General features: G+C 72.9%; 25 protein-coding genes and 1 pseudogene. 8 read left to right on the top strand and 18 right to left on the bottom strand.

All coding sequences use genetic code 11. The annotated features are described in order from the left end of the window. The first annotated feature begins 43 nt into the window (after positions 1 to 43). Positions 44 to 805, top strand: coding sequence for a maleylpyruvate isomerase family mycothiol-dependent enzyme (locus tag IO29_RS07310; protein WP_030377887.1), 762 nt, complete (start codon positions 44 to 46; stop codon positions 803 to 805). 23 nt (positions 806 to 828) lie between these two features. Here the strand turns inward: IO29_RS07310 and IO29_RS07305 are convergent, their stop codons facing one another. The 3 genes from IO29_RS07305 to IO29_RS07295 form a co-directional block, all read right to left on the bottom strand. Further along, complete coding sequence (locus IO29_RS07305) at positions 829 to 1,494, bottom strand: response regulator (RefSeq protein ID WP_030377886.1); 666 nt, start codon at positions 1,492 to 1,494, stop codon at positions 829 to 831. Then, a complete protein-coding gene (locus IO29_RS07300; protein WP_030377885.1) occupies positions 1,491 to 2,873 on the bottom strand; it encodes a sensor histidine kinase in 1,383 nt (460 codons plus the stop codon). Before IO29_RS07300 ends, IO29_RS07305 begins: the two co-directional genes overlap by 4 nt. 136 nt (positions 2,874 to 3,009) lie before the next feature. Further along, on the bottom strand, positions 3,010 to 4,215 hold the full coding sequence (locus IO29_RS07295) for a geranylgeranyl reductase family protein (protein WP_030377884.1): 1,206 nt from the start codon (positions 4,213 to 4,215) through the stop codon (positions 3,010 to 3,012). Positions 4,216 to 4,409: 194 nt separating this feature from the next. Here IO29_RS07295 and IO29_RS07290 point away from each other — a divergent pair, with 194 nt between their 5' ends. Then, complete coding sequence (locus IO29_RS07290) at positions 4,410 to 5,765, top strand: dipeptidase (protein ID WP_030377883.1); 1,356 nt, start codon at positions 4,410 to 4,412, stop codon at positions 5,763 to 5,765. Between the two features lie 375 nt (positions 5,766 to 6,140). Here the strand turns inward: IO29_RS07290 and IO29_RS07285 are convergent, their stop codons facing one another. Then, complete coding sequence (locus IO29_RS07285) at positions 6,141 to 7,181, bottom strand: NUDIX hydrolase (protein ID WP_030377882.1); 1,041 nt, start codon at positions 7,179 to 7,181, stop codon at positions 6,141 to 6,143. Between the two features lie 165 nt (positions 7,182 to 7,346). Beyond that, positions 7,347 to 7,544 carry a hypothetical protein gene (locus tag IO29_RS07280; RefSeq protein WP_030377881.1) on the bottom strand — a complete coding sequence of 66 codons (198 nt, stop codon included), beginning with the start codon at positions 7,542 to 7,544 and terminating at the stop codon, positions 7,347 to 7,349. Between the two features lie 218 nt (positions 7,545 to 7,762). On the opposite strand from IO29_RS07280, the gene IO29_RS07275 reads away from it, so the two are divergent. Beyond that, positions 7,763 to 9,853 (top strand): NPCBM/NEW2 domain-containing protein, encoded by a 2,091-nt coding sequence (locus tag IO29_RS07275; RefSeq protein WP_078618097.1) that lies wholly within the window; start codon positions 7,763 to 7,765, stop codon positions 9,851 to 9,853. 95 nt (positions 9,854 to 9,948) lie between these two features. Here IO29_RS07275 and IO29_RS07270 read toward each other — a convergent pair whose 3' ends face one another. Further along, positions 9,949 to 10,305 (bottom strand): hypothetical protein, encoded by a 357-nt coding sequence (locus tag IO29_RS07270; protein WP_030377879.1) that lies wholly within the window; start codon positions 10,303 to 10,305, stop codon positions 9,949 to 9,951. A gap of 266 nt (positions 10,306 to 10,571) precedes the next feature. Further along, entirely contained in the window at positions 10,572 to 11,525 is a 954-nt protein-coding gene (locus IO29_RS07265) for an ROK family protein (protein ID WP_030377878.1), read from the bottom strand. 174 nt (positions 11,526 to 11,699) lie between these two features. Between IO29_RS07265 and IO29_RS07260 the strand changes: the two genes are divergently transcribed. Both IO29_RS07260 and IO29_RS07255 read left to right on the top strand, forming a co-directional pair. Continuing rightward, complete coding sequence (locus IO29_RS07260; RefSeq protein ID WP_234316384.1) at positions 11,700 to 12,776, top strand: LacI family DNA-binding transcriptional regulator; 1,077 nt, start codon at positions 11,700 to 11,702, stop codon at positions 12,774 to 12,776. 97 nt (positions 12,777 to 12,873) lie between these two features. Beyond that, complete coding sequence (locus IO29_RS07255) at positions 12,874 to 13,611, top strand: hypothetical protein (RefSeq protein ID WP_030377876.1); 738 nt, start codon at positions 12,874 to 12,876, stop codon at positions 13,609 to 13,611. A 72-nt stretch (positions 13,612 to 13,683) separates the two neighbouring features. Here the strand turns inward: IO29_RS07255 and IO29_RS07250 are convergent, their stop codons facing one another. The 4 genes and pseudogenes from IO29_RS07250 to IO29_RS07235 form a co-directional block, all read right to left on the bottom strand. Next, complete coding sequence (locus IO29_RS07250) at positions 13,684 to 14,646, bottom strand: electron transfer flavoprotein subunit alpha/FixB family protein (protein WP_030377875.1); 963 nt, start codon at positions 14,644 to 14,646, stop codon at positions 13,684 to 13,686. Between the two features lie 55 nt (positions 14,647 to 14,701). Then, a complete protein-coding gene (locus IO29_RS07245) occupies positions 14,702 to 15,487 on the bottom strand; it encodes an electron transfer flavoprotein subunit beta/FixA family protein (protein WP_030377874.1) in 786 nt (261 codons plus the stop codon). A gap of 212 nt (positions 15,488 to 15,699) precedes the next feature. Then, positions 15,700 to 16,221, bottom strand: a complete 522-nt coding sequence (locus IO29_RS07240; protein WP_030377873.1) for a flavin reductase family protein — start codon at positions 16,219 to 16,221, stop codon at positions 15,700 to 15,702. A gap of 208 nt (positions 16,222 to 16,429) precedes the next feature. After that, positions 16,430 to 16,791 (bottom strand): annotated as a pseudogene (locus IO29_RS07235) (TlpA family protein disulfide reductase). 286 nt (positions 16,792 to 17,077) lie between these two features. On the opposite strand from IO29_RS07235, the gene IO29_RS07230 reads away from it, so the two are divergent. Then, positions 17,078 to 17,806: a lysophospholipid acyltransferase family protein gene (locus tag IO29_RS07230; RefSeq protein WP_030377871.1), complete on the top strand. Its 729-nt coding sequence runs from the start codon at positions 17,078 to 17,080 to the stop codon at positions 17,804 to 17,806. A gap of 22 nt (positions 17,807 to 17,828) precedes the next feature. Here IO29_RS07230 and IO29_RS07225 read toward each other — a convergent pair whose 3' ends face one another. From IO29_RS07225 to IO29_RS07210, 4 genes are all read right to left on the bottom strand, one after another. After that, the gene (locus tag IO29_RS07225) at positions 17,829 to 18,422 is read right to left on the bottom strand and encodes a transglutaminase domain-containing protein (RefSeq protein ID WP_030377870.1); all 594 of its coding nucleotides are present in this window, start codon (positions 18,420 to 18,422) and stop codon (positions 17,829 to 17,831) included. An 86-nt stretch (positions 18,423 to 18,508) separates the two neighbouring features. Beyond that, positions 18,509 to 19,579 carry a threonine aldolase family protein gene (locus IO29_RS07220; protein WP_030377869.1) on the bottom strand — a complete coding sequence of 357 codons (1,071 nt, stop codon included), beginning with the start codon at positions 19,577 to 19,579 and terminating at the stop codon, positions 18,509 to 18,511. Positions 19,580 to 19,617: 38 nt separating this feature from the next. Then, on the bottom strand, positions 19,618 to 20,373 hold the full coding sequence (locus IO29_RS07215) for an SDR family NAD(P)-dependent oxidoreductase (protein WP_030377868.1): 756 nt from the start codon (positions 20,371 to 20,373) through the stop codon (positions 19,618 to 19,620). A gap of 35 nt (positions 20,374 to 20,408) precedes the next feature. Continuing rightward, a complete protein-coding gene (locus IO29_RS07210) occupies positions 20,409 to 21,806 on the bottom strand; it encodes a DUF6421 family protein (protein WP_030377867.1) in 1,398 nt (465 codons plus the stop codon). Positions 21,807 to 22,355: 549 nt separating this feature from the next. Between IO29_RS07210 and IO29_RS07205 the strand changes: the two genes are divergently transcribed. Next, a complete protein-coding gene (locus IO29_RS07205) occupies positions 22,356 to 23,039 on the top strand; it encodes a glycerophosphodiester phosphodiesterase (protein WP_030377866.1) in 684 nt (227 codons plus the stop codon). A gap of 100 nt (positions 23,040 to 23,139) precedes the next feature. Here the strand turns inward: IO29_RS07205 and IO29_RS07200 are convergent, their stop codons facing one another. Beyond that, positions 23,140 to 23,679, bottom strand: a complete 540-nt coding sequence (locus tag IO29_RS07200) for a GNAT family N-acetyltransferase (protein ID WP_030377865.1) — start codon at positions 23,677 to 23,679, stop codon at positions 23,140 to 23,142. A 79-nt stretch (positions 23,680 to 23,758) separates the two neighbouring features. Between IO29_RS07200 and IO29_RS07195 the strand changes: the two genes are divergently transcribed. Then, positions 23,759 to 24,151, top strand: coding sequence for a VOC family protein (locus tag IO29_RS07195; protein ID WP_030377864.1), 393 nt, complete (start codon positions 23,759 to 23,761; stop codon positions 24,149 to 24,151). A gap of 18 nt (positions 24,152 to 24,169) precedes the next feature. Here the strand turns inward: IO29_RS07195 and IO29_RS07190 are convergent, their stop codons facing one another. Both IO29_RS07190 and IO29_RS07185 read right to left on the bottom strand, forming a co-directional pair. Beyond that, a complete protein-coding gene (locus tag IO29_RS07190; protein ID WP_030377863.1) occupies positions 24,170 to 24,805 on the bottom strand; it encodes a MarR family winged helix-turn-helix transcriptional regulator in 636 nt (211 codons plus the stop codon). Next, positions 24,802 to 26,487, bottom strand: coding sequence for an FUSC family protein (locus tag IO29_RS07185; protein ID WP_030377862.1), 1,686 nt, complete (start codon positions 26,485 to 26,487; stop codon positions 24,802 to 24,804). The genes IO29_RS07190 and IO29_RS07185 overlap by 4 nt, the downstream gene beginning before the upstream one ends. Between the last annotated feature and the right edge of the window lie 28 nt (positions 26,488 to 26,515).

Below are 26,515 nucleotides of genomic sequence, written 5' to 3'. Positions count from 1 at the left end.
CTCCCCCTGCCGCCCGGCGGCGGCCGTCGGTCAGACTGCGCCCATGGACACCACCCGCTTCCTCGAGACGCTCGACCACGAGGGCCGGCTGCTCGGCGAGATCGCCGAGGAGACCGGCCCGGAGGCCGAGGTGCCGACGTGCCCCGGCTGGCAGGTGCGCGACCTGCTCGCGCACACCGGCGCGATCCACCGCTGGGCCACCTCGTTCGTCGCCGAGGCGCACACCTCTCCCCGCCCCCAGGGCGAGGCCCCGGACCTGACCGGGGACGCGCTCCTGGCCTGGTACCGCGACGGCCACCGCCGGCTCGTCGACACGCTCGCCGCCGCCCCGGCCGATCTGCGGTGCTGGACCTTCCTGCCCGGCGCGGCGGCCCCGGTCGCCTTCTGGGCGCGGCGGCAGGCGCACGAGACGGCCGTGCACCGCGTGGACGCCGAGGCCGCGCGCGGTGCCGCGCCCGCCGCCGTCGCCATGGACCCCGCGCACGGCTTCGCGCCCGCGTTCGCCGCCGACGGCATCGACGAGTTGCTGCGCGGCTTCCACGCCCGCTCCCGCAGCCGGGTGCGGACGCCGGAGCCGCGGGTCCTGCGGGTACGGGCCACCGATGTGCCGGACGCGATGTGGACCGTACGGCTCTCCCCCGCACCCCCGGTCACCGAGCGGGGCGCGACCGCCGACGCCGACTGCGAGCTGGCCGGGCCCGCGGCCGTCCTCCACCTCGCCCTGTGGAATCGCGCTCCGGTCCCCTCCGTCACCGGCGACACCGCGCTCGCCGGCCTCTGGCGGGAGACGTCGGCCATCGGCTGAGGCGACGGCCGCCGTGGCATCCGTCATCCCAGCCACCCCGGCCGTACCAGCCCCGACTCGTAGGCCAGGACGACCAGTTGCGCGCGGTCGCGGGCGCCCAGTTTGATCATCGTGCGGCTGACGTGCGTCTTGGCGGTCAGCGGGCTGACGACGAGGCGGCGCGCGATCTCCTCGTTGGACAGTCCCAGGCCGACCAGGGCCATCACCTCCCGTTCGCGTTCTGTGAGCCGGGCGAGCGACGCGGCGGCCGCGGGTTCCTTGGAGCGGGCGGCGAACTCGGCGATCAGCCGCCGGGTCACCCCGGGCGACAGCAGCGCGTCCCCCTCGACCACCGCCCGCACCGCGCGCAGCAGTTCCGCCGGCTCGGTGTCCTTGACGAGGAAGCCGGAGGCGCCGGAGCGGATCGCCTCGAAGACGTACTCGTCGAGCTCGAAGGTGGTCAGCATGATCACCCTGACCCCGCCCAGCCGCGCGTCCCCGGTGATGCGGCGGGTCGCGGCGAGGCCGTCGAGCAGCGGCATCCGGATGTCCATCAGGACGACGTCGGGTCCGAGCGCGCGCACCGCCCGCAGGGCCTCCTCCCCGTCGGCCGCCTCGCCCGCCACCTCGATGTCCGGCTGCGCGTCGAGCAGTGCCTTGAATCCCGCTCTGACCAGGGACTGGTCGTCGGCGAGCAGTACGCGGATCACCGTTCCTCCTCGGGTGGGGCGTCGGTGGGCTCAGGAGCACCGTCGGCCGGGGGTACGCGCAGGGGCAGCACAGCGAGCACCCGGAAGCCGCCGTCCGGACGCCGGCCCGCCTCGATGGTGCCGCCGAGCGCCGCGGCCCGCTCGCGCATGCCCGCAAGGCCGTTGCCGCTGCCTCCGGCGTCCGTGCCGGTCGCGGGCCCGTCGTCGTCGATCCGCAGCCGCAGGACGCCTGGCGCGGGGTCGAGCCGTACCCGCGCGTGCCGGGAGCCTGAGTGCCGTACGACGTTGGTCAGGGCCTCCTGCACGATGCGGAACGCCGCCAGGTCGGCGCCGGGCGGCAGCCTCGGCGCGGCGCCCTCGACCTCGACCGTCAGGCCCATGTCGGCCGCCTGCGCGACCAGTTCCGGCAGCCGGTCCAGGCCGGGCGCCGGCGCCCGGGGCGCGTCGCCCGGCGTGCGCAGGGTGTCGAGCACCTGTCTCACCTCCCCCAGCGCCTCCTTGCTGGCCGACTTGATGGTGGTGAGCGCGGTGCGGGCCTGCTCGGGGTCGGAGTCGAGCAGTGCCAGGCCCACGCCCGCCTGGACGTTGATCACGGAGATGCTGTGCGCGAGGACGTCGTGCAGTTCACGGGCGATCCGCAGCCGTTCCTCGTCGGCGCGGCGCCGGGCGGCCCGGGCGCGTTCGGCGCGCTCGCGGGCCCACTGTTCCCGCCGGAGCCTCATGAGTTCGCCGACCGCGACGACCGCCGCCACCCAGGCGGCCACGACGGCCTCCTGTCCCCAGGAGGCGGCCGGGTCCCCCGAGGGGGGCAGCAGACGGTACAGCCAGTGCGCCACCACCACGTGCCCCGCCCACAGCATCGCCACCGCCGCCCAGGCCGCCCGTCTGTGTCCGGCGACGACGGCGCCGAAGCAGGCGACGGCGACCGCCAGGAACACCGGGCCGTAGGGATAACCGGCGCCGAGATAGACCACGACCACCGCGGCCGTGGTGAAGACGACGGCCACCGGGTGGCGCTGCCGCCACAGCAGTACTCCGCAGGCGAGCAGGAGGAGGAGCAGCGCGAACGGGTCCAGCTCCGCACGTCCGCCGCCCCGCTGCCCCTGCGCGGCGGCATGGGTGCCGACGAGCACGACGACGGTGAGGAACACGGTCGAGGGCCACGGCAGCCGGTGACCGCCGGCCGGGGCCGGCGCGCCGGCGCCGACGGCACCAGCGGTGCCCGGGGCGTCTTCGGCGCCCCCGGTGCCCCCGGCACTCCCGGCGCCCCCGCCTCCTGGCCGGCCGCCGTCCGTGCCGCGCCACCGGGGCGGCCCGGACCAGAGCCCGGACCAGGGCGCGGGCCACCGTGCCGGGGCCCGCCTGCGTCGCTCCCTCATGCCCGTCACGCTAGACGGCGCCGGGTGCGCGCGGCGTCACCCTGGCGGGGCGAGCGCCGGTACTCCCCCGGTAGTACGGGTATCCGGTACTCCCCAGGCAGTACGGGTGTGACGGGGGCGTGCGGGGCCGGCCCGTCTACCGGTCGAACGCCGTCAGCGCCCGCTGGGCCAGCGGATGGTTGCGGACCAGCTCGCCCAGTGTGGTGGCGCCCCGGGTGATGTCGGTGAACGCCTTCCATGCCGGGCGGAAGCCGGTGAGGGCCGCGTGGAACAGCCCCGGACGGCGTTCGAACGCCTTCAGCATCCGCTTGCCGACACTCATCTCCACGCCCAGCCCGGCCTTGATCGCGAAGGCGTAGTTCAGGGCCTGGCGGCGGGCGTCCACCGCGTCGTGCGCCTCGGAGATCCGTACCGCCCACTCCCCCGCGAGCCGTCCGGAGCGCAGGGCGAAGGAGATGCCCTCGCGGGTCCAGGGCTCCAGCAGCCCCGCCGCGTCCCCGCACACCAGGACGCGGCCGCGGGTGAGCGGCGAGTCGTCGGCGCGGCAGCGGGTCAGATGGCCGGAGGAGACGCTGGGTTCGAAGCCGGCGAGGCCGAGCCGGGCGACGAAGTCCTCCAGGTAGCGCTTGGTGGCGGCGCCCTCGCCGCGCGCGGAGATCACGCCGACGGTGAGCGTGTCCCCCTTGGGGAAGACCCAGCCGTAACTGCCGGGCATGGGGCCCCAGTCGATGAGCACCCGGCCCTTCCAGTCCTCGGCGACGGTCTCGGGCACGGGGATCTCCGACTCCAGGCCGAGGTCGACCTGGTCCAGTTTGACGCCGACGTGCGCCCCTATGCGGCTGGCGCTGCCGTCGGCGCCGACGACGGCGCGGGCCAGCACCGTCTCACCGCCCTGGAGGACGACGGCGACCGTACGCCGGTCGGGCACGGCCGCGCCGTGCTGTTCGACCCGTACGACGGTGGCGCCGGTGCGCAGTTCCGCACCCGCCTTCTGCGCGTGTTCGACCAACTGCTGGTCGAATTCGGGCCTGTTGATCAGTCCGAACAGCATCTGCCGGGAGCGGCGGGTGCGGATGAAGCGGCCGTTGTTCGAGAAGGTGACCGCGTGCACCTTGTCCTTGAACGGCAGTTCGAAGCCGGGCGGCAGGGTGTCCCGCGAGGGGCCGATGATGCCGCCGCCGCATGTTTTGTACCGGGGCAGGTCCGCCTTCTCCAGCAGCAGCACGCTGCGTCCCGCGACCGCCGCGGCGTAGGCGGCCGAGGCCCCGGCGGGCCCCGCACCCACCACGACCACGTCCCACACCCGCTGCGTGCCTTCCGCCGAAGAGTTCTCGCTGCTCACGATGGTCTACTGCTCCCGATCAAGCCGCCTGCCGCACCTGTCCCACGCATCCTACGGTGGCCGCGGGCCCGGACCGCTGTGGGAGGATCGGCAGCGTATGCGCAGCGCACAACCGTCGGCGTTCGCACACCACACGATCACAGACAAACAGAAGTTCTCGGAAGTACAACGTCGCACCCACAAGGAGCATGCCCATGTCGTCGAATCCGGTCGCCGAGACCGTCGCCTCGCTGCTGCCCAGGGCGAGGGAGGAGCTCACCGAACTGGTGGCCTTCCGTTCGGTGGCGGACTTCGACCAGTTCCCCAGGAGCGAGAGCGAGGCCGCGGCGCGCTGGATCTCCGAGTCGCTGCGCGCCGAGGGCTTCGAGGACGTGGCGGTGCTCGACACCCCGGACGGCACGCAGTCGGTGTACGGCTATCTGCCGGGCCCGGCCGGCGCCCGGACGGTGCTCCTCTACGCCCACTACGACGTGCAGCCGCCACTGGACGAGGCCGCCTGGAGCACGCCGCCGTTCACGCTGACCGAGCGCGACGGCCGCTGGTACGGACGGGGCGCGGCGGACTGCAAGGGCGGCGTGATCATGCATCTGCTCGCGCTGCGGGCGCTGAAGGCGAACGGCGGAGTGCCGGTCAACGTCAAGGTCATAGTGGAGGGTTCGGAGGAGCAGGGCACGGGCGGCCTGGAACGGTACGCCGAGCAGCACCCGGAGCTGCTCACGGCCGACGCCGTCGTGATCGGCGACTCGGGGAACTTCCGGGTCGGTCTGCCGACCGTGACGACGACGCTGCGGGGCATGACCCTGCTGCGCATCGGCGTCGACACCCTGGAGGGCAATCTGCACTCCGGCCAGTTCGGCGGCGCCGCACCGGACGCCCTGGCCGCGCTGATCCGGGTACTGGACTCGCTGCGCGGCGAGGACGGCTCCACGACGGTCGACGGCCTGGACGGCGAGGCCCGCTGGGAGGGGCTGCAATACGACGAGGAGCAGTTTCGCGAGGACGCCAAGGTCCTGGACGGCGTGGAGCTGATCGGCTCGGGCACGGTCGCCGACCGCATCTGGGCGCGCCCGGCCGTCACGGTCCTCGGCATCGACTGCCCGCCGGTGGTGGGCGCCACCCCGTCGGTGCAGGCGAGCGCCCGCGCTCTGGTCAGCCTGCGGGTGTCGCCGGGCATGGACACGGTGGAGGCGACGAAGCTGCTCCGGGCCCACCTGGAGAACCACACGCCGTGGGGTGCGCGGGTGACGGTCGAGCAGATCGGCCAGGGCCAGCCGTTCCGCGCGGACACCACCAGCCCGGCGTACGCGGCGATGGCCGAGGCGATGGCGGTGGCCTACCCCGGCCAGGAGATGCAGCACGCGGGGCAGGGCGGCTCGATCCCGCTGTGCAACACGCTGGCCTCGCTGTACCCGGAGGCGGAGATCCTGCTGATCGGCCTGAGCGAGCCGGAGGCGCAGATCCACGCGCTCGACGAGAGCGTCTCGCCGGAGGAACTGGAGCGGCTGTCGGTCGCCGAGGCACTGTTCCTGCGCGCGTACGCGGGGCACTGACCCGCCGCCTCGAAGACGACCGGACGCTCCCCGGCGCCCCCTTGACACCGCACGGTCCACTGCGGCGACCCGACCGCGCCCTGCCGACCCAGGCGACGCACAGCACGCCGGCCGGACGGGCCGGACGGGCCACCGTAGTGGCCGGCCCAGGCCCTGCGGGCCGGCGAACCGGCCACGCCTGGGACGACCGGGGCCGCGTCCTGAACCCCGGCCCGCCCCGGCCGGCCCAGGGGCGCGGGGAACCGCGCGAGCGACCACGCACCCACGCGCAGCCGCCGACGCACCCCGAGAGCCCCGGACCCCAGGGCCCCGAACCCCAGAGCCCCGAACCCCAGGGGCCCGGGGGCGGCCGGTCCCGTGGGACCCGGCCGCCCCTCACCCCACCGGCGTCCCCGCCTCCAGATACCGCACCGAACCCCGTTCCCGCGCACGCAGCGCCCACCGCAGCCGGGCGTAGCGCACCGGCGGGAGCAGCTCGGCGGCCTGGTCCTCGGTGACGAAGCGCCATGCGCGCAGTTCCGGGCCGGGCAGCAGCAGCCGGCCCCGCTCGCCGGGGTCCAGCCGGCCCCCGTCGAACAGCAGCCGCAGCCCCCCGTAGCCGGGCGGGTCGGGCCGCTCCCAGTCGACGAGCAGCAGGCGGGGCACGTCGGCGAGGTGGATCCCCGTCTCCTCGGCGACCTCGCGCACCCCGGCCCGCGCGGGGGCCTCCCCCGGTTCGACGACGCCGCCGGGGAACTCCCACCCGGGCTTGTACGTGGGGTCGACGAGCAGCACCCTGTCCTGCTCGTCGAAGAGGAGGACACCCGCGGCGACGGTCTCGGCGGTCGGCTGGGGGGTCTGCACGATGTCGCGGACCGGGACGTCGCCGGTGCGCACCCCCTCGGCGATCCGCAGGGCGACCTCGTGCGGAGTGAGGTGGCTCGTGTCGACGGTGTGGGCGTCGGCGGTGAGCCAGGCGGCGAGGGCCGCGTGGTAGGGCTCGATGTGGTCGAGGGCCCACTGGGTGATCCGCATCTCTCCGTCGGGGAGGTCCGGCGGGACCTCCCGCCCGGCTATTCGCTCCCGCAAAATCGTTTCGGCCGGGGCGAGCAGGACATGGCGGACCGGAATCCGCCGGGAGGCGAGGCCGCCGAAGATCTCGTCGCGGTACTCCTGGCGCAGCAGGGTCATCGGCACCACCAGGACACCGCCCAGTTCGGCCAGCATCGCGGCAGCGGTGTCCACCACGAGCCGCCGCCAGATCGGCAGGTCCTGGAAGTCGCCGACCTCGGCGAGGCGTTTGGGCGGCAGCAGCTGTGTGAGCGCGCCACCGATGACCTCGGGGTCGAAGAGCGTGCTGTTCGGGATCAGGTCGATCAGTTCCCGTGCGGTGGTGGTCTTCCCCGCACCGAACGCGCCGTTGACCCAGACGATCACGTTTCCCCCTCTTCTGTTCGGCCCCCTGTGGCTTGCCCGTTCCACCCTGCCACGGAAACCCGCTTCTGATGAGGGAGCCCCGGGGGGCCCGGGCAGCGACCCCGCCACGCACACGACGGCGCCGGTGCCCGGGCGGGGCACCGGCGCCGTGCGCCAGGGGCGCGGTCAGCCGTTGTGCTCGGGGGCGTTGTCGGCCGGGGCCAGGCTGTCGTGGCTGAGGGTGGTGTGGTCGACGGCGCTGAGGGCGTCGTCCACGTTGAGGTCGCCGAGGACGCCGTGGTCGGCGGAGTGCGAGGGGGAGATCGCCGCGACGACGAACCCGGTGGCCAGGGAGGCGATGGCGAGCATGCTGCGCTTCTTCATGCCCGGCTCAACTGCGCGCGGCGCCGAAGGTCACGCCGGGGCGGGCGATCCGACGGGGCCCGGCAGGCCGACGCCCGGACACTTCCAACAGAGTCCAACACGGTCTACCGTAACCGCACACGTATTGACGCGAGCATGCAGAACTCCTGCCCCGGTGCGCTCAGCGGCGCCACCCGACGCCGCACCGCGCCCTCGGCAGAGACGGAGGGAACGTAACGATGCGTCACCTGTCCGGCACCACCGACCGACCCCGTACGAGAAGAGCCGCGACCGGCAGGCCCGCGGGCGTCCTGCTGGCCGCGGGCGTCCTGCTGGGCGCGGCGGCCCTGACGGCCCCGCCGGCCACCGCCGCCCCGTCGGCCGCGCCACCCGCCTCCCCCGCCACGGCCGCCGGCTCCCCCGCCCTCGTCGGCGGGCTCGCCGCGACCCCGCCCATGGGCTTCAACAACTGGAACTCGACGCAGTGCCGGGCCGAGTTCAACGAGGAGATGGTCGAGGGGATCGCCGACATCCTCGTCGAGAAGGGCCTGAAGGACACCGGCTACCAGTACGTCAACCTCGACGACTGCTGGGCCCTGCCCGCCCGCGACGCGGACGGCAAGCTCGTGCCCGACCCGGCACGCTTCCCGCACGGCATCGAGGCGGTCGCCGACTACGTGCACGCCAAGGGCCTCAAACTCGGCATCTACACCAGCGCGGGCACCAAGACCTGTAGCAACGACGGTTTCCCGGGCGCGCTGGGCCACGAGTACAGCGACGCCCGGCAGTTCGCCGACTGGGGCGTGGACTACCTCAAGTACGACAACTGCAACAACCAGGGCGTGGACGCCAAGCAGCGGTACACCACGATGCGCGACGCGCTGAAGGACGCCACCGAGACGACGGGCCGCCCGATCGTCTACAGCATCTGCGAATGGGGCGAGAACAAGCCCTGGGAGTGGGCGGCGGACGTCGGCCATCTGTGGCGCACCACCGGGGACATCAGCGACAACTGGAGCTCCATGCTGTCGATCCTCAAGAAGAACCTGCCGCTCGCCCCGTACGCCGGACCCGGGCACTGGAACGACCCGGACATGCTGGAGGTCGGCAACGGCGGCATGACGGACACCGAGTACCGCACGCACTTCTCCATGTGGTCGGTCATGGCCGCACCGCTGCTCATCGGCTCCGACCTGCGCACCGCCTCCGACGCCACCCTCGACATCCTCGGCAACAAGGAGGTCGTCGCCGTCGACCAGGACCCGCTGGGCAAGCAGGGCACGGTCGTGACGTCCGAGGACGGGCGCTGGGTGGTCGCCAAGGAGATGAAGGACGGCAGCAGGGCGGTGGCGCTGTTCAACGAGAGCGGCAGCGCGCAGCGCATCGCGACGACCGCCGCGGCCGTCGGACTGCCCCGGGCGGCCGGTTACACGGTGCGGGACCTGTGGCGGCACGAGACCCGCGGTACGGCGGGCACGATCGCGGCGACGGTGCCCGCGCACGGCACGGTGCTCGTCCGCGTCGCGGCCGACCGGCACTGGCCGCAGTACCCGCCCGCCGCCGAACTCGGCCTGGAGGGCTCCACGCTGACACAGGCGGGCGCCACGGTGGACCTCACCTCGGTCCTGGACGGCCTCGGCCGCACGCCCGGCCTGGACGCCTCCGTGTCGCTCGACGGGCCCGCGGGCTGGGCGGTACGGGCGCTGTCGCCGACGCGGACGGCCGCGCTCCGGACGGGCCACCCCCTGCGCACGTCGTGGCGGGTGAGCGTGCCCGAGGGGGCGGCGACGGGAGCGTACGACCTCACGGTGCGGGCGGCCTACCGGTCGCCGACGGGAACGCGAGTGCGCATGGCGGTTCCGGTGACGGCGACCGTGGCGGTACCGCCACCGGCGGGGACCTCGTCGCTGGGGGACCTGCCGTGGCTGTCCGCCATGAACGGGTACGGGCCGGTCGAACGCAACACCAGCAACGGCGAGGACGCGGCGGGCGACGGCCATCCGCTGACGATCGGCGGGGTGGTGTACGGGACCGGGCTCGGCGTGCACGCGGAGAGCGCGGTGGAGTTCTACACCGCGAAGCGGTGCGAGCGGGTCACGGCCGAGGTCGGCGTGGACGACGAGAAGGGTGACCGGGGATCGGTGACGTTCTCCGTCTGGGCGGACGGAAAGGAGGTCGCGTCCACGGAGACACTGACCAACGCGATGCCGGCGCGGGCGGTGTCGGCGGACGTGAGCGGCGCGGAGGTCGTGCGGCTGGTCGTGAGCGACGCGGGTGACGGCAACGACTCGGACCACGCGGACTGGGCGGAGGCGCGGCTGCACTGCTAGCAGGCGGTCCACGACGAGGTGGTGGCCGGCCGGCGCTCGGTGCACCGGCCGGCCATCGGCTCCCTCGACGGAGCTGCCGTCCGCCGACGTGCGGATCAGTCGATGTGGAGGAAGGTCACAGCACCCGAAAGGTCGCCGGACCACCACTTCCCGAAAGAAATTCTCCTGCTTTCGTCGATGATGACGTAACCGGCATTGTTGCCGGAGTGCAGGTGCGTGACGCGCGGAACATAAAGTTGGTCGTCCTCGCCCGCATTGGCCCAGCAATAGCTGGCCTGGTATTCGAAACCGTCGGAGGTCCACGACGTGTACCAGATGCGCAGATAGCCGTCTTCGTCGCAGGCAACTCCGTTGAGCGCGGATGCGGAGGTCGCCGGGGCAGCGAGAACCGTACCCAGGCTCAGCGCTAAAGCACTGAGCAACAACCATGCCTTTCGGGACCACATCTTCATGTTTTTCCTTCCTCGACGACCGATACAACCGGGAGAATAAAAGCTCACCAGTTTTCGGCCGACCAACGTCGGGTGGAATCCACGTGACGTCTCTGGATGGCGCATTCTCGCCCTTTGCCCGAACGGTCGGCCGGGATCCGCGCGGGCGGGCGGGGGTCTCACGCGCGGATCCCCGCGTCCCTCGTGGGGGCGCGGGGAACTGTGCGGTCCGCCGAAGGGCCCAGGGGGAAGCCGGGGACGCGGGAAGGGGGAGGCGAGGGCGGAGTCTAGACGCCCGCCACCGTCCCCTCCTCCACCCCCGTCAACGCCGCGGCCGCCGCCCCCACCAGCCCGGCGTCCGTTCCCATCCGCGCCGGCACCACCTCGAGCCCCCGCACGAACGACAACGTCGCGTAATCCGTCAGCGCCCGCCGCAGCGGGGCGAACAGCACCTCGCCCGCCTTGGCCACACCCCCGCCGATCACCGCGATGTCGATCTCGACGAGCGTCGCCGTCGCCGCGATCCCCGCCGCCAACGCCTGCGCCGCCCGCTCGAACGAGGCGACCGCCACCGGGTCACCGGTCATCGCCGCCGCGGCCACCGCCACGGCCGACGCGTCGCCGTCCGCCCCGGGCCGCCAGCCCCGCTCCACCGCGCGCCGCGCGATGTTCGGCCCGCTGGCGATGCGCTCCACGCAGCCACGCGCCCCGCACGGGCACGCGTCCCCGTCGAGGTCGACGCTGATGTGCCCGATGTGCCCGGCGTTCCCGGTCGGCCCGGGGTGCAGCCGTCCACCGAGCACCAGACCCCCGCCGACGCCTGTCGAGACCACCATGCACAGCGCGTTGTCGTGGCCGCGCGCCGCGCCCTGCCAGTGCTCGGCCGCCGTGATGGCCACCCCGTCGCCGATCAGTTCGACCGGCAGCCCGCCGGTCAGCGCCCGCACTCGCTCGACGAGCGGATAGCCGCGCCAGCCCGGCACGTTGACCGGGCTCACCGTCCCCGCGGAGGCGTCCACGGGGCCCGCGCTGCCGATGCCGACGGCTCGCACCGCGCCCCACCGCGGCGAGGCGGTCAGCTCGCCGAGGACCTGGGCCACGGCGCCCATCACGGTGTCGCCGTCCTCCTGCGCGGGCGTGGCGGCCTGAGCGCGCAGCAGTATCCGGCCATGGCCGTCCACCAGCGCACCAGCGATCTTGGTACCTCCGATGTCGAGCGCGGCCACGAGGTCGGTGTGCATCAGTGTGTGGTCTCCCCAGTTTCGTATCGGCGGGAAAGCGCAGGCCGGAGATTGCGGTGGACAGTCTCTCCCGCATCTGACAACGTTGTCCAGGCTCTATGCTCGACGCCACATCCTCATACAACCCCATGGACCGACGCATCCCGGGTGCGAACAGGAGCCGTGCCGGACCCCGTGGACGACAGGACAGGACAGCGCATCGTGCCCGAGACCGCCCGCCGAGGAGACCGCATCGCGGCCAGCCGCTACGGAAACCGCCCGACCATGAAGGACGTCGCGGCGCGTGCCGGAGTCGGTCTGAAGACCGTTTCGCGCGTAGTCAACGGCGAGCCCGGGGTGACCCCGGACACCGAGCGGCGCGTCCAGGAGGCCATCGACGCGCTGGGCTTCCGGCGCAACGACAGCGCCCGGGTGCTGCGCAAGGGCCGTACGGCGAGCATCGGCCTGGTCCTGGAGGATCTGGCCGACCCGTTCTACGGTCCGCTCAGCCGCGCGGTGGAGGAGGTGGCCCGGGCGCACGGCGCGCTGTTGATAAACGGCTCCAGCGCGGAGGACCCGGAGCGCGAGCAGGAGCTGGTGCTCGCGCTGTGCGCGCGGCGCGTGGACGGGCTGGTGGTGATCCCGGCCGGGGACGACCACCGTTATCTGGAGCCGGAGTTGAAGGCGGGCGTGGCCACGGTGTTCGTGGACCGTCCGGCCGGCCGGATCGACGCCGACGTGGTGCTCTCGGACAGCTTCGGCGGGGCGCGCGACGGCGTCGCCCACCTCATCGCGCACGGCCACCGCCGGATCGGCTTCATCGGCGACATGCCCCGCATCCACACCGCCGCCGAACGTCTGCGCGGGTACCGGGCGGCCATGGAGGACGCCGGGATAACCGTGGCGGACGGCTGGATGTCGCTGGGCGTCACCGACCCGGAGCGGGTGCGGCGCGCCGCCGAGGAGATGCTGGCCGGCTCCTCCCCGGTGACCGCGATCTTCGCGGGCAACAACCGCGTCACCGTCACCGTCGTCCGGGTCCTCGCGGAACTCGGCCGCCCGGTCGCCCTGGTCGGCTTCGACGACTTCGAGCTCGCCGATCTGCTCCGGCCGGGTGTCACCGTCGTCGCCCAGGACGCCGCCGCGCTGGGCCGCACGGCTGCGGAACGGCTCTTCCGCCAGCTCGACGGCGGCCCCCTCGGCCCGGAGCGGATCGATCTGCCGACCCGGCTGATCCAGCGCGGCTCCGGCGAACTGCCCCCGGCGAACTGAGCCGCCCGTGCCGGACCACGTCACCGACGACCGCGTTCCCGACGACCGCAGGAGCGAGGACCGCAGGAGCGAGGACCGCAGGAGCGAGGACCGCACTCTGGAGGCGCTCGGGCTCGCCGACGCCCCGCGCGAGCACCCGCTGCTCTACCCGGGCGCGTGGCCGGCGTCCTCCGGGCTGCTCTCCGGGAACCACCTGCTGCCGCTGGACCGTTGCACCTACGCGGACCGGGTCCCCGTCCTCGCCATCGGCTCCAACGCCTGCCCCGGCCAGCTCCGGCACAAGATGGCCGGTTCCGGGATCACCGCGCCGATCCCGATGGTCAAGGCGCGGGTGACGGGCATCGACATCGGCGTCTCGGCGCACATCAGCCTGCTGGGCTACGTCTCCGCGTCACCGTTCCACTCCCCCGGCACGGTACGGGAGTTGTTCGTGACCTGGCTGGACGAGGAGCAACTGGCCGTCATCGACGCCAGCGAGGGCGTCTTCCGCCCCACCGGCGGCTACGACCGCGCCTGGCTGCCCTCGTACGCGGTACGGGTGGAACTGGAGTGCGGGGAACGGCTGAACGGTGTCCACGCCTACGTCAACCGCCGCGGCGTCCTGCACGACGGCACGGGCACCGGCACCCCGCGCCGGCACCCGGGCGAGCGCGCGCTGCTCACCGAACTCCTGCTCGCCACGCCTCGGTTGCGCGAGCTGTTCGGCGTGACGGCGGAGGAGTTCGTCTCCCGGGCCCGCCACGATCCGGACCTGTGCGCACGGGGCACCCGGTTGTTCGCGGAGGAGAAGCTGGTCACGCCGTCCGGCCTGGAGCCTTACGGGCGCCGCCGGTAAGAGGCGCGGGGCGGCGGGGGCGAGAGAACTCCCGCACACCCCACCGCCCCGCCACCATCCACACGCGCGGGCTCAGCCCTTGCGCGCCTTGATCTCCTCCGTCAGCTGCGGCACGACCTCGAAGAGGTCACCGACCACCCCGTAGTCGACGAGGTCGAAGATCGGCGCCTCCGCGTCCTTGTTGACCGCGACGATCGTCTTCGACGTCTGCATACCCGCCCGGTGCTGAATCGCCCCGGAGATCCCGTTGGCGATGTACAGCTGCGGCGAGACGGACTTGCCGGTCTGCCCGACCTGGTTGGAGTGCGGGTACCACCCGGCGTCCACGGCGGCACGCGAGGCGCCGACGGCCGCACCGAGGGAGTCGGCGAGGTTCTCGATGAGCGAGAAGTTCTCCGCGCCGTTGACGCCGCGGCCGCCGGAGACGACGATCGCGGCCTCGGTCAGCTCCGGGCGCCCGGTCGACTCCCGCGCCGTACGCGAGGTCACCTTCGTACCGGTGGCACCGTCGGAGAACGTGACGCTCAGCGCCTCGACACTGCCGGCGGCCGGGGCCGCCTCGACGGCGGCGCTGTTGGGCTTGACGGTGATGACCGGAGTGCCCTTGGAGACGCGGGACTTGGTGGTGTAGGAGGCGGCGAACGCCGACTGGGTGGCCACCGGGCCCTCCTCACCGGCCTCCAGGTCGACAGCGTCGGTGATGACGCCGGAGCCCAGGCGCAGCGCGAGGCGGGCGGCGATCTCCTTGCCCTCGGTGGAGGAGGGTACGAGCACGGCGGCCGGGGAGACGGCGGCGACGGCGGCCTGGAGGGCGTCGACCTTGGGGACGACGAGGTAGTCGGCGTACTCGGCGGCGTCGTCGGTGAGGACCCGGGCCGCGCCGTGCTCGGCGAGCGCGGCGGCGGTGTCGGCGGCGCCGTTGCCGAGCGCGACGGCGACCGGCTCGCCGACGCGGCGGGCCAGGGTCAGCAGCTCCAGGGTGGGCTTGCGGACGGCACCGTCCACGTGGTCGACGTAGACGAGAACTTCAGCCATGGGAACGAATCTCCTTGCGGATGTGCGAAGTCTGCGGGGCGGTGAGGAGTCGTCCTCAGATGAACTTCTGGCTCGCGAGGTACTCGGCGAGCTGCTTGCCGCCCTCGCCCTCGTCCTTGACGATCGTGCCGGCGGTGCGGGCCGGACGCTCGGCTGCGGACTCGACGACCGTGTAGGCGCCCTCCAGGCCCACCTCCCCGGCCTCGATGCCGAGGTCGGACAGGTCCCAGGACTCCACCGGCTTCTTCTTCGCCGCCATGATCCCCTTGAAGGAGGGGTAACGGGCCTCGCCGGACTGGTCGGTGACCGACACGACCGCCGGCAGGGAGGCCTGGAGCTGCTCGGAGGCGGTGTCGCCGTCCCGGCGGCCCGTGACCACACCGCCCTCCACGGACACCTCGGACAGCAGCGTCACCTGCGGCACACCCAGCCGCTCGGCCACGAGCGCGGGCACCACCCCCATCGTGCCGTCGGTGGAGGCCATGCCGGAGACCACCAGGTCGTAACCGGCCTTCTCGACCGCCTTGGCCAGGACCAGGGAAGTGCCGATCGCGTCGGTGCCGTGCAGGTCGTCGTCCTCGACGTGGATGCCCTTGTCGGCGCCCATCGACAGCGCCTTGCGCAACGCGTCCTTGGCGTCCTCGGGGCCGACGGTCAGGACGGTGACCTCGGCGTCGTCGGCACTCTCGGCGATCTGCAACGCCTGCTCCACCGCGTACTCGTCCAGCTCGGAGAGCAGACCGTCCACGTCGTCCCGGTCCACGGTCAGATCCTCGGCGAAGTGCCGGTCGCCGGTGGCGTCGGGCACGTACTTCACAGTGACAACGATCCTCAAGCTCACGCCGGCTCTCCTACTGCATCGACATTTCCGGTCTGCCTTCTTCCAGGCAGCATAGGCGCCCGGAGCGGCCGATCCCGGTCGGGACGGACCGCGTCCCGAACGAAATATTACTCGTCAGTACACTCATATCGTGCCCACTGAGCAAGCGCTTGGAACTGTGACCTTGACAACGCCGCGCGGCGGGCTCGAGAGGCCCCGGGAACAGGGACGGTTCAGTCCCGCAGACCGTTGAATCGTCCCTGGTGGTAGACGAGGGGGCGGCCCTCCCCCGAGGGGTCGCCGACGGCGACCTCGGCCAGCACGATCCGGTGGTCCCCCGCCGGGACCCGCGCGACCACGCGGCACACCAGCCAGGCCAGGACGCCGTCCAGGACCGGCACGCCCTCGGGTCCCTCGCGCCATCCGGTGGGCGCCCCGAAACGGTCGGCGCCGTGGCGCGCGAAGGTACCGGCCAGCTCCCGCTGGTGCTCGCCGAGTATGTGGACGCCGACGTGTCCGGCCGCGGCGACGGCCGGCCAGCTGGAGGAGCCGGTGCTGATCCCGAAGGAGACGAGCGGCGGGTCGGCGGAGACGGAGGTGAGCGAGGTGGCGGTGAAGCCGACCGGCCCCGCACCGCCCCGCGCGGTGACGACGGCGACCCCGGCCGCGTGCCGCCGGAAGACGGAGCGGAGCAGATCGGGGGAGGCGGGCAGGGCGGGGCCGAAGGAACTGCCGAGCGAGGAAGGGGCCGTCATCGAGTCGTCTTTCCGGGGGGTGGCGGGGCGCGTGGGACCGTGACTGTTCAACGGCCCGGACAGCGCGCGCCGCGCACTCCTCGGGCGGCGGACCGGTGGCCGCGCCCGGCGAGAAGGGTTTCCGACGACATGCGGTCAGGTTGACGAAAGGTGGTGCGCGCAGTCAAGTACGCCCCGGCCGCCGCGGACCGCCGGGACCAGCCGTCCGTCATCGCACCGCCTCGCCGAGCGCGGCGATCACGTCCACCCTGCGCGGCTGCCCCGCCGCACGCCGTACGACACGTCCGGCGGCGTCGAGGACGAGCACCGTGGGGGTCGCCTCCACCTCGAGCGCTCGTACGAGGTCGAGGTGTCGCTCGGCGTCGATCTCGATGTGGACCACGCCCGGCACCATTCCGGCGACCTCGGCGAGCACCCGCCGGGTGGCCCGGCAGGGGGCGCAGAACGCGGTGGAGAACTGTACGAGCGTGGCCCGCTCCCCCAGCTCCCGCCCCAACTGGTCCTCGCCCAGCCGTCTGTCGTCGTCCTGCCCGTGCACCGAGGTCCTCCACTCCGCCGTCGACGTAGCACCCGGGGCGCGGCCCGCGTGCCCTGTGCCCTGTGCCCTGTGCCCTCCGGGCAACCACCGGCGGGGCCGCGGGGATTCCCGGTGCGGCGGCACAGCGATGTGTCGACTCGTCGATGTGAGGACGTGGCGATGTGACGACGTGACGAGGATCTCGCCTCCCTCGGGCACCAGGGCTGGTCCCCCGCTCGTTCTTCGGGCACGATCTGCGAGAGCCGCAAACCTACGGCTGCGTAACTTGATGCCGGGAGTCCCTTCCCCGGCAGAAGCAGGAAGGGGCCACCCCGTCCCATGGCAGAGCTGGTCTACCGCCCCGTCATCGGTTTCGCCCGCACGCTGTTCAAGGCGTGGGACCTGAAGATCGACTGCCAGGGCGCGGAGAACATTCCGCGGTCGGGCGGTGCCGTGCTGGTGAGCAATCACATCAGCTATCTGGACTTCGTCTTCGCCGGTCTGGCCGCCCGGCCGCAGAAGCGGCTGGTCCGCTTCATGGCCAAGGACTCGGTGTTCCGGCACCGCATCTCCGGCCCGCTGATGCGCGGCATGCGGCACATCCCGGTCGACCGGGGGCAGGGCGAGGCGGCGTACGAGCACGCGCTGGACTCGTTGCGCTCCGGCGAGGTGGTCGGCATCTTCCCGGAGGCCACGATCTCGCAGTCGTTCACGCTGAAGAGCTTCAAGTCCGGCGCGGCCCGGCTGGCGCAGGACGCGGGGGTGCCGCTGGTCCCGGTGGCGCTGTGGGGCACCCAGCGGCTCTGGACCAAGGGGCACCCGCGCAACTTCAAGCGCAGCCACACCCCCATCACCATCCGGGTCGGCGAGGCGGTCGAGGCCGCGCGCGACCAGTACGCCGGTGCGATCACCCGGCGGCTGCGGGAGCGCGTCCAGGAACTGCTGGAGGCCGCACAGCGCGCCTACCCCGTACGTCCGAAGGGCCCCCACGACACGTGGTGGATGCCCGCACACCTGGGCGGCACCGCCCCGACCCAGGAGGCGTTGCGCGCCGCCGAGGCCCGCTGACCCGGCGGGCGCCCCACGCCGTTCAGAGCGCGGTGGGCAGCGTCCGCCACAGCTGGGCCCGGTCCGGAGCAGCGCGCAGCGCCGTCAGGACCGCCGGGTGCGGTGCCGCGTACAGGAGCGGGTAGTCCGCCTCGCCGGCCGCGGGGTCCGGGACCCAGGCCAGTTCCTCGCCGTCCAGGGAGAACCGGGCGGCCACGCCGGGTTTGTTGCCGCGCGGGTCCTGCCGGTGCCAGGCGCCGCGGAAGCGGACCGCGACCAGCCCGTGCACGGCGTGCCCGCTCCCGTCGTCATGGGCGAGACGCTGATAGCACAGCGCGGTCGGGATGTCCTCGGCGCGCAGAAGCGCGGCCAGGGCGTGGGCCTTGGCGTAGCAGATGCCGGTGCGCTGCTCCAGGACGTCGGAGGCGCGCCAGGTGACACGCGGGTCCCCGGAATCCGCCGAGTGGGGAACGGTGTCGCGCACGAATTCGTACGCGGCCTGCGCATAGGCATACGAGTCCGCCACCTCCGCGGCGAGCCGTGCCGCCGTCCGCCGTACCTGTGGATGGTGGTGGTCGACGGCCTCGTCGGCGGCGAGGTACGCGGAGAGGTCCGGGTTTTCCTGGATCAGCTGCATGCCCGCAGAGCATAGGAAAGCGATCACCCGAGAGTCAATGACTTTACGAGTGACCGCATACCTATGCATTGCCTCGCAGGGGATGCCTACCGCGCCATCTCCTCCTTCAGCGCGGCCACGAACGCGTCGACGTCGTCCTCCGTGGTGTCGAAGGAGCACATCCAGCGCACGTCACCGGCCGTCTCGTCCCAGAAGTAGAACCGGAAGCGCTGCTGCAACCGCCTCGTCACCTCGTGCGGGAGCCGGGCGAAGACGCCGTTGGCCTGCACGGGGTGAAGGATCTCCACCCCGTGCACCGCGCGGACGCCCTCGGCCAGGCGCTGCGCCATCTCGTTGGAGTGCCGGGCGTTGCGCAGCCACAGGTCCTTGGCGAGCAGCGCCTCCAACTGCACCGATATGAAGCGCATCTTGGAGGCGAGCTGCATCGACAGCTTGCGCAGGTGCTTCATGTGGCGGACGGCGTCCTGGTTGATCACGACGACGGCCTCGCCGAACAGCGCGCCGTTCTTCGTCCCGCCCAGCGACAACAGGTCGACGCCGACGGCGTTGGTGAACGTCCGCATGGGCACGTCCAGCGAGGCGGCGGCGTTGGCGATGCGGGAGCCGTCGAGGTGGACCGTCATGCCGCGGGCGTGGGCGTGGTCGCAGATCGCGCGGATCTCGTCGGGCGTGTAGAGGGTGCCGAGTTCGGTGCTCTGGGTGAGCGAGACGACCTGCGGCATCGCGCGGTGCTCGTCGTCCCAGCCGTACGCCTGCCGGTCGATCAGCTCGGGAGTGAGCTTGCCGTCCGGGGTGGGCACGGTGAGCAGCTTGAGTCCGCCGACCCGCTCGGGCGCCCCGCACTCGTCGACGTTGATGTGCGCGCTCTCGGCGCAGATCACCGCGCCCCAGCGGTCGGTGACCGCCTGGAGCGCGACGACGTTGGCGCCGGTGCCGTTGAAGACCGGGAACGCCTCGGCGGTGGGGCCGAAGTGGCCGCGGATCACACGCTGGAGGTTCTCGGTGTAGTCGTCCTCGCCGTACGACACCTGGTGCCCGCCGTTGGCCACGGCAAGGGCAGCGAGCACCTCCGGGTGGACCCCGGCGTAGTTGTCGCTGGCGAAACCGCGCACCTCCGGGTCGTGGTGGCGGCGCGCGTCGGTCTTCGGGGGGTTCACCGCGTCGGCGGGGCGTACGGCATCGGTCCGGGAAGGGTTCACGGCTTCTCGGTCAGCCACAGACGGTTTCCGTTCACTTCGGCGGCGGACTTCTGCCAGATTCCGGCGATGGCCTCGGCCAGGTCCTCGACGTCGGTGAAGCCCGCGAACTTCGCGTTGGGCCGGTCGGCGCGCATGGCCTCGTGCACCAACGCCTTGACCACCAGGATCCCAGCCGCCGAGGTCGGCCCGTCCGGGCCCCCCGCCTTGCGGAAGTAGTCGGCCATCGCCAGGGTCCACGCCTCGGCGGCGGCCTTGGCGGCGGAGTAGGCGGCGTTGCCCGCGGTGGGTTTGGTGGCGCCGGAGGCGCTGATCAGGACGTACCGGCCGCGGTCGCTGCGTTGCAGCGCCTCGTGGAAGGCGAGGGTGGTGTGCTGCACGGTGCGGATGAGCAGCAGCTCCAGGAAGTCCCAGTCGTCGAGGCTGGTCTTGGTGAAGGTCTCGCTGCCCCGCCAGCCGCCGACGAGGTGGACGAGTCCGTCGACCCGGCCGAAGTCCTTCTCGATGTGCGCGGCCCACTCGTGGGTGGACTTCAGGTCGAGCAGGTCGACGGTGTCCCCGGTGACGGTGGCGCCGCCGTGCGCGAAGCTCGCCGCGTCGACGGCCTCCGACAGCCGCTCGGGATCGTTGTCCGAGGCGACGACGGTGGCGCCCGCCTCTGCCAGTCGCAGCAGTGTCGCCCGGCCGGCGGGTCCGCCCGCGCCGGCCACCGCGATCACCGCACCGCTGAGAGCTCCGTTGGCCCCGTTCCCCATGTTCTTCGCCTCCTGAGCAGTGGTGGTGCGGTCGCTCACGCGGCGATCCGCTCGGCGGTGTCCGCCGTGATGCCCTTGGTCGAGGCAATCACGTTCTTCAGCTTCTTGGACAGCGCCTCATAGAACATGCTCAGCGGAAACTCGTCCGGCAGCACGTCGTCGACGAGTTTGCGCGGCGGCAGGCTCAGGTCGAGGGCGTCGGGGCCCTGCGCCCACTTCGAACCCGGGTGCGGGGAGAGGTAGGTGGAGACCAGTTCGTAGCCGGCGAACCAGTGCACGAGCTTGGGGCGGTCGATGCCGTCCCGGTAGAGCTTCTCGATCTCGGCGCACAGTTCGTTGGTGACCTGCGGGGCGCGCTGCCAGTCGATGAAGAGCTTGTTGTCGGTCCAGCGGACTACGTCGTGCTTGTGCAGGTAGGCGAAGAGGAGCTGGCCGCCGAGGCCGTCGTAGTTGCGCACCCGCGCGCCGGTGACGGGGAAGCGGAACATGCGGTCGAACAGCACCGCGTACTGGACGTCACGCGCCTGCGGGACGCCGTCGGCCTGCAACTTGACGGCCTCGCGGAAGGCGGTGAGGTCGCAGCGCAGCTCCTCCAGGCCGTACATCCAGAACGGCTGGCGCTGCTTGATCATGAACGGGTCGAAGGGCAGGTCGCCGTGGCTGTGGGTGCGGTCGTGGACCATGTCCCACAGGACGAACGCCTCCTCGCAGCGCTTCTGGTCGTGGACCATGGCGGCGATGTCCTCGGGCAGCTCCAGGCCGAGCAGGTCGACGGCCGCGGCGGTGACGCGGCGGAAGCGGGCGGCTTCGCGGTCACAGAAGATGCCGCCCCAGGAGAATCGTTCCGGCGCCTCGCGCACGGCGATCGTCTCGGGGAAGAGCACGGCGGAGTTGGTGTCGTAGCCGGCCGTGAAGTCCTCGAAGGTGATGCCGCAGAACAGCGGGTTGTCGTACCGGGTGCGCTCCAGCTCGGCCAGCCAGTCGGGCCAGACCATGCGCAGCACGACCGCCTCGAGGTTGCGGTCGGGGTTGCCGTTCTGCGTGTACATCGGGAAGACGACCAGGTGCTGGAGTCCGTCCCGGCGGTCGGCGGCGGGCCGGAAGGCGAGCAGCGAGTCCAGGAAGTCGGGGACGGCGAAGCCGCCCTCGGCCCAGTGGTCGAGGTCCTTGACGAGCGCCTGGTGGTAGGCGGCGTCGTGCGGCAGCAGCGGGGACAGCTCCTCGACGGCCTCGACGACCCGGCGGACGGCGGCCCGGGCGTCGGCGGCGGAGGGGGCGCCCTCGGCGTCGAGATCGATGGAGCCGTCCTTGGACTGCCATGGCCGGATCCGCTCCACGGCATCCTTGAGCACGGGCCAGGCAGGGTGGTCCACCACCTTGACCTGCGGAGGAACCTGTCCCTCCGAACCCACCGGCGCAAGAATTTCCGTCATGACCCATCCTTCACGGGAGAAGTTTTCGCGGGAACCGTGAGGACACCGTATGCCCGCACGCTTTGCCCCAGCAAGGGCGCCCGCGACAAATCATGCGGTGCGATCCCCACTCCAACCGTTGTTTTTCCCGTCTCCTGCCGTTCAAACGACTACTTCCACACATGCGACCGCCGGACGCGTGCGATGCGCGGGCCGGCCGGGCGGCGTCACCCCAGGATGTGACCGGCAGACCGGATCCGGCCACCGGAGACGCCGGAGCGGCCGGTAGGGGCGGTCGGCGAGGGCGGTCAGTGCGGCCAGTGGGGGCGGTCGGCGAGGGCGGTCAGTGCGGCCGGTGGGGCCGGTGTCGGTCAACGGCGCGGGGACGCGCCCACGCAGGGATGACGCCGGTCGGGCGGGCTTTGCGGGCCCGCGTGGCCGGGTGCCTCCGTTTCGCCGTGTCCGACCGGGTTCACCACCGGTGCGGGCCATTAGGCTGCGCCCTGCCGCGTGGGTACAAAGGTGCAGTGCGCGGCAGCCGAGCCGCCGTCGACGGAAGCGAGATGAACCTTGAACTTCCTCACCATCGGTCACCGCGGAGTCATGGGCATCGAGCCCGAGAACACCCTCCGGTCCTTCGTCGCCGCCGAGCGCGCGGGCCTCGACCTGATCGAACTGGATCTGCACCTGAGCAAGGACGGAGCCCTCGTCGTCATGCACGACGCCGAGGTGGACCGGACGACCGACGGCGCGGGCCCCATCGCCGAGAAGACCCTCGCCGAGCTGCGGGCGCTCGACGCCGGCCGGGGCGAGCGCGTGCCGACCTTCGAGGAGGTCCTGGACGCGGTGGCCTCGCCGCTCCAGGCCGAGATCAAGGACGTCGCGGCGGCCCGGGCACTGGCCGAGGTGATGACCCGGCGGGATCTCGTCGCGCGTGTGGAGGTGCTCTCCTTCCACGACGAGGCACTAGCCGAGATCGCCCGGCTGGTCCCCGGCGTGCGCACCGCGCTGGTCGCCAGCCGCTACGGCCTGGACGTGGTGGACCGCGCCACGGCCGTCGGCGCCACGACGCTCGTGCTCAACATCCGCCGGCTGACCCTGGAGGTCGTCGAGTACGCGCGCAAGGCGGGCCTGAGGATCATCGGCTGGGTGGTGAACACTCAGGACCATCTCCGTCTCGTCCGCGCCCTGGAGCTGGACGGCGCGACGACCGACTACCCGGAGATCAAGCGCACCGGCCGCTTCACCGCCTGACCGGCACCGGGGCGCCGCCCGGCAGCCGCGCCGCCCGGTGCGGTGGCCGCGGCTCGGGGCCGGGTGGCGTACACGGCTCGACGCGGGTGGCGGTCGCGGTTCAGCCCAGCGGCTTGACCAGGAGTTCGAAGCGCAGGTCGTCGCGGAGCGGTATGCCGAACCGCTCGTCGCCGTACGGGAAGGCACTGGTCCGGCCCGTACGGCGGTAGCCGCGGCGCTCGTACCAGGCGATCAGGTCCTCGCGTACGGAGATCACCGTCATCTGCATCTCGGTGACGCCCCAGCTCTCCCGTGCCGTCCGCTCCGCCTCGGCCAGCACGGCCCGGCCGAGCCCGCCGCCCTGCAATCCCGGGCGGACCGCGAACATGCCGAAGTAGGCGCTCTCACCGCGGTGCTCCAGCTGGCAGCAGGCGACGAGCGCCCCGTCGCGCTCCACGACCAGGAGCCTGCTGCCGGGCGACCTGAGGACCTCGCGCACGCCCTCGGGGTCGGTCCGCTGCCCCTCGAGTATGTCCGCCTCGGTGGTCCAGCCGGTCCGGCTGGAGTCCCCGCGGTACGCCGACTCGATCAGCGTGACGAGCGCGTCGACGTCGGCGTCGGTGGCGTCGCGATAGGTCAGCGGGGCGGCGGCGGTGTCCATGGGGACGGCTCCGATCGGTCGTGCGGCACGGCAGGAAAGAGACTAACGCCGGGGTCCGACATCGTTAGGCTCGGCGAACATGGTGCATGTACTGAGCAGCCGTCTTCTGCTGCGGCCGACGGATCCCGAGCGTTCCCGCGCGTTCTACGGCGAGTTGCTGGGGCTGCCCGTGTACCGCGAGTTCGGCACGGGTCCGGAGCGCGGCACCGTCTACTTCCTCGGCGGGGGCTTCCTGGAGGTGTCCGGCCGGTCCGAGAGCCCCGTTCCGCCCTCCGTCCGGCTGTGGCTCCAGGTCGCGGACGCCGGAGCCGCCCACGAGGAGCTGGTGGCGAAGGGCGTGGGGATCGTCCGGCCGCCGGTGAAGGAGCCGTGGGGGCTGGTCGAGATGTGGATCGAGGACCCGGACGGCGTCCGGATCGCGCTCGTGGAGGTCCCGGCCGATCATCCGATGCGCTACCGGCCGGGCATCTGACCCGGTCGCGGCCCGCGGTCAGCCGCGGGGGCCGCCGAGCCGGCCCTCCAGCTGGATGAGGAGTTCACCGAGGGCCCCGGCGAGTTCGCCCTGCTGTGCGCCGTCCAGGCCGGAGAGCGCGGCCGTCTCGTAGGCGAGTTGTTCGGGCAGGACGGAGTCGACCAGTTCGCGTCCGGCGTCGGTGAGGCGGACGTGGGCGACCCGGCGGTCGCGGTCGTCGCTGCGCCGCTCGACCAGCCCGCGCTCGCTCAGCTGTTTGAGCCGCTTGGTGACGGCGGCGCCGGAGGAGAACGTCTCCCGGGCGAGTTCGCCCGGGGTCAGCTCGTGGTCGGTGCGCCGCAGGGTGCCGAGGACGTCGAACTCGGGCCGGGTGAGCCCTGCGTGGCGCAGCGGGGCGTCCTCCGCCTGCTGGAGGAGGGCGGCGCAGCGGTTGATGCGGCCGATGATCTCCATGGGGCGGGTGTCGACGTCGGGCCGCACGATCCGCCACTGCCGGACGACGGTGGCCACAGTGTCGTGCGCGGGGGTGCGCGCGGGGTCGTGCGCGGGGGTGTGAGCGGGGGTGCGCGCGGGGCCGGGGGTGCCCGCCCGGCCGTCCCCGGTTCTCCCGCCGTCCGCCGGGTGTGCCGCGCCCGTCGCCTTCGCCGCCGTCATGCCCGTGTGTCCTCCGAGGTGTGCGGTGTGTGCAGTCCCTGACGTCGTACCGTCGCGGCGAGCGTACGGTGTGCCGACTGTTCGGCCGCCAGCACCCGCTCCTCGGGCAGCGCGCGCTGCCACCATTCGCCCGCCGCGGCGTCGGCGGCGGCGCGCAACTCGACGACGGCGGCGGCCAGCGCACGCCGCGCGGACTCCAGTGCGCCGGGCGCCGGGCGCTCGGCGGCCACCGTGCGCGCCGCGTGCTCCCGCGCGCGCTCCACCGTCCTGACCGCCTGTTCGACCCGGTCACCGGCCCGCCGGTTGGTGACGGCGACGGCCGCGAGGAAGCCGACCAGCGCGCCCACGAGCGTGTCCAGGACCCGGTCGGCGATCAGCTCGCCCGGCTGCTGGAAGCGCGCGAACTCGGTGACGAGGAGCGCCATCGGGGTCACACACACGGTGCCGAGCCAGTAGTTGCGGCCCATGAACGCCTCGGCGGCGAAGTTGAAGGCCAGGCAGCACAGCACGAGGGCCACCGGGGCGAGATGGGCGAGGGGGACGATCACGGCGAAGAGCAGGACGCCGAGGACGTTGCCGACGACGCGCTGGACGGCGCGGCTCCAGGTGAGCGTGACGTTGGCCTGGTACAGGGAGGCGGCAGTGACGAGCGCCCAGTACGGGCGGCCGACGCCGAGCGCGAGCGCCGCGGCACCGGCGAGGGCGCAGCCGAGTGCGGTGCGCAGCGCGATCGGGGCGAGGTGGCCCCACCCGTCGCGCAGCGGCCGCACGGGGGCCTCGCGCGCGGCTTCCGCCTCGGCCTCGACGCCGAGGAGTTCCTCCGCCGCCTCCCCCAGGCCGCCGGCGTCGGGGACGGGTCCGTTACCGCGCAGGGCGCGGGCCCAGTCGCGCAGCCGGCCGGGGTCGGTGTCGGCGGGCGCGGCGAGCGCAACCTCCGCCCGGACCAGGAGCCGCCGCAGGGCCCGACGCGTGGCGGTCGAACGGGTGGGCGGGAGCAGGGACTGCCAGGCGGTCTGCACGGCGGCCGCGGCCGCGGCGTGCGCCCGGCCCGCGCCCTCGCCGGTGCCGCCCGTCGCGGCGTACGCGGCGGCCGCCCGCAGCGCCTGCGCGGTCGTACGGCGCTCGGGTCCGTGCGGCCGGAGGAGCCCCGGGGCCATCCCGACGAGCCACGCCCAGGCACCGGCGACGGCGGCCAGCGCGAGATGTCCGGGGACCTGCCCGGGGGACTGCGGCACGAACAGGGCGGCGGAGGCGATGAAGGTGAGGATGACGTGGCCGGGCGGGCCGATGCGGGTGGCGTCGCACAGCGTCTTCTGTACGGCGGCGATCAGCGCGCCGACGAGCACCAGGACGAGGGCGTTGGTGGTGAGCGAGGCCGCCACCAGGGCGAGGGCGAGGCCGGCGAGCATGCCGGCCACCACCCAGGCGAGGACGCGCGCCCGCGCGGCGTAGGGGCGGCTGTGCGCGTAGAGGGCGCAGAGCCCGCCCGCCATCGTGTACATCGCCAGGTCGAGACGGCCGACGGCGAGCAGGGCGAGGTTGGGCGGCGCGACGGAGGCGACGCTGCTCAGTGCGGGCTTGAACCAGATGTCGGACGGACTGACCAGGCGCAGGACGGCGAGGAACGGGAGCCGGCGGATCCGTGGGGGCTTGGCGTGGGCACGAGGGGAGGCACTGGGCATGCGGAAAGCTTAACATGTGTTTTACTCG

The organism is Streptomyces sp. NRRL F-6676, assembly GCF_000725625.1.
Classification (GTDB): domain Bacteria; phylum Actinomycetota; class Actinomycetes; order Streptomycetales; family Streptomycetaceae; genus Streptomyces.
This window is presented reverse-complemented; position numbering and strand designations above follow the sequence as displayed.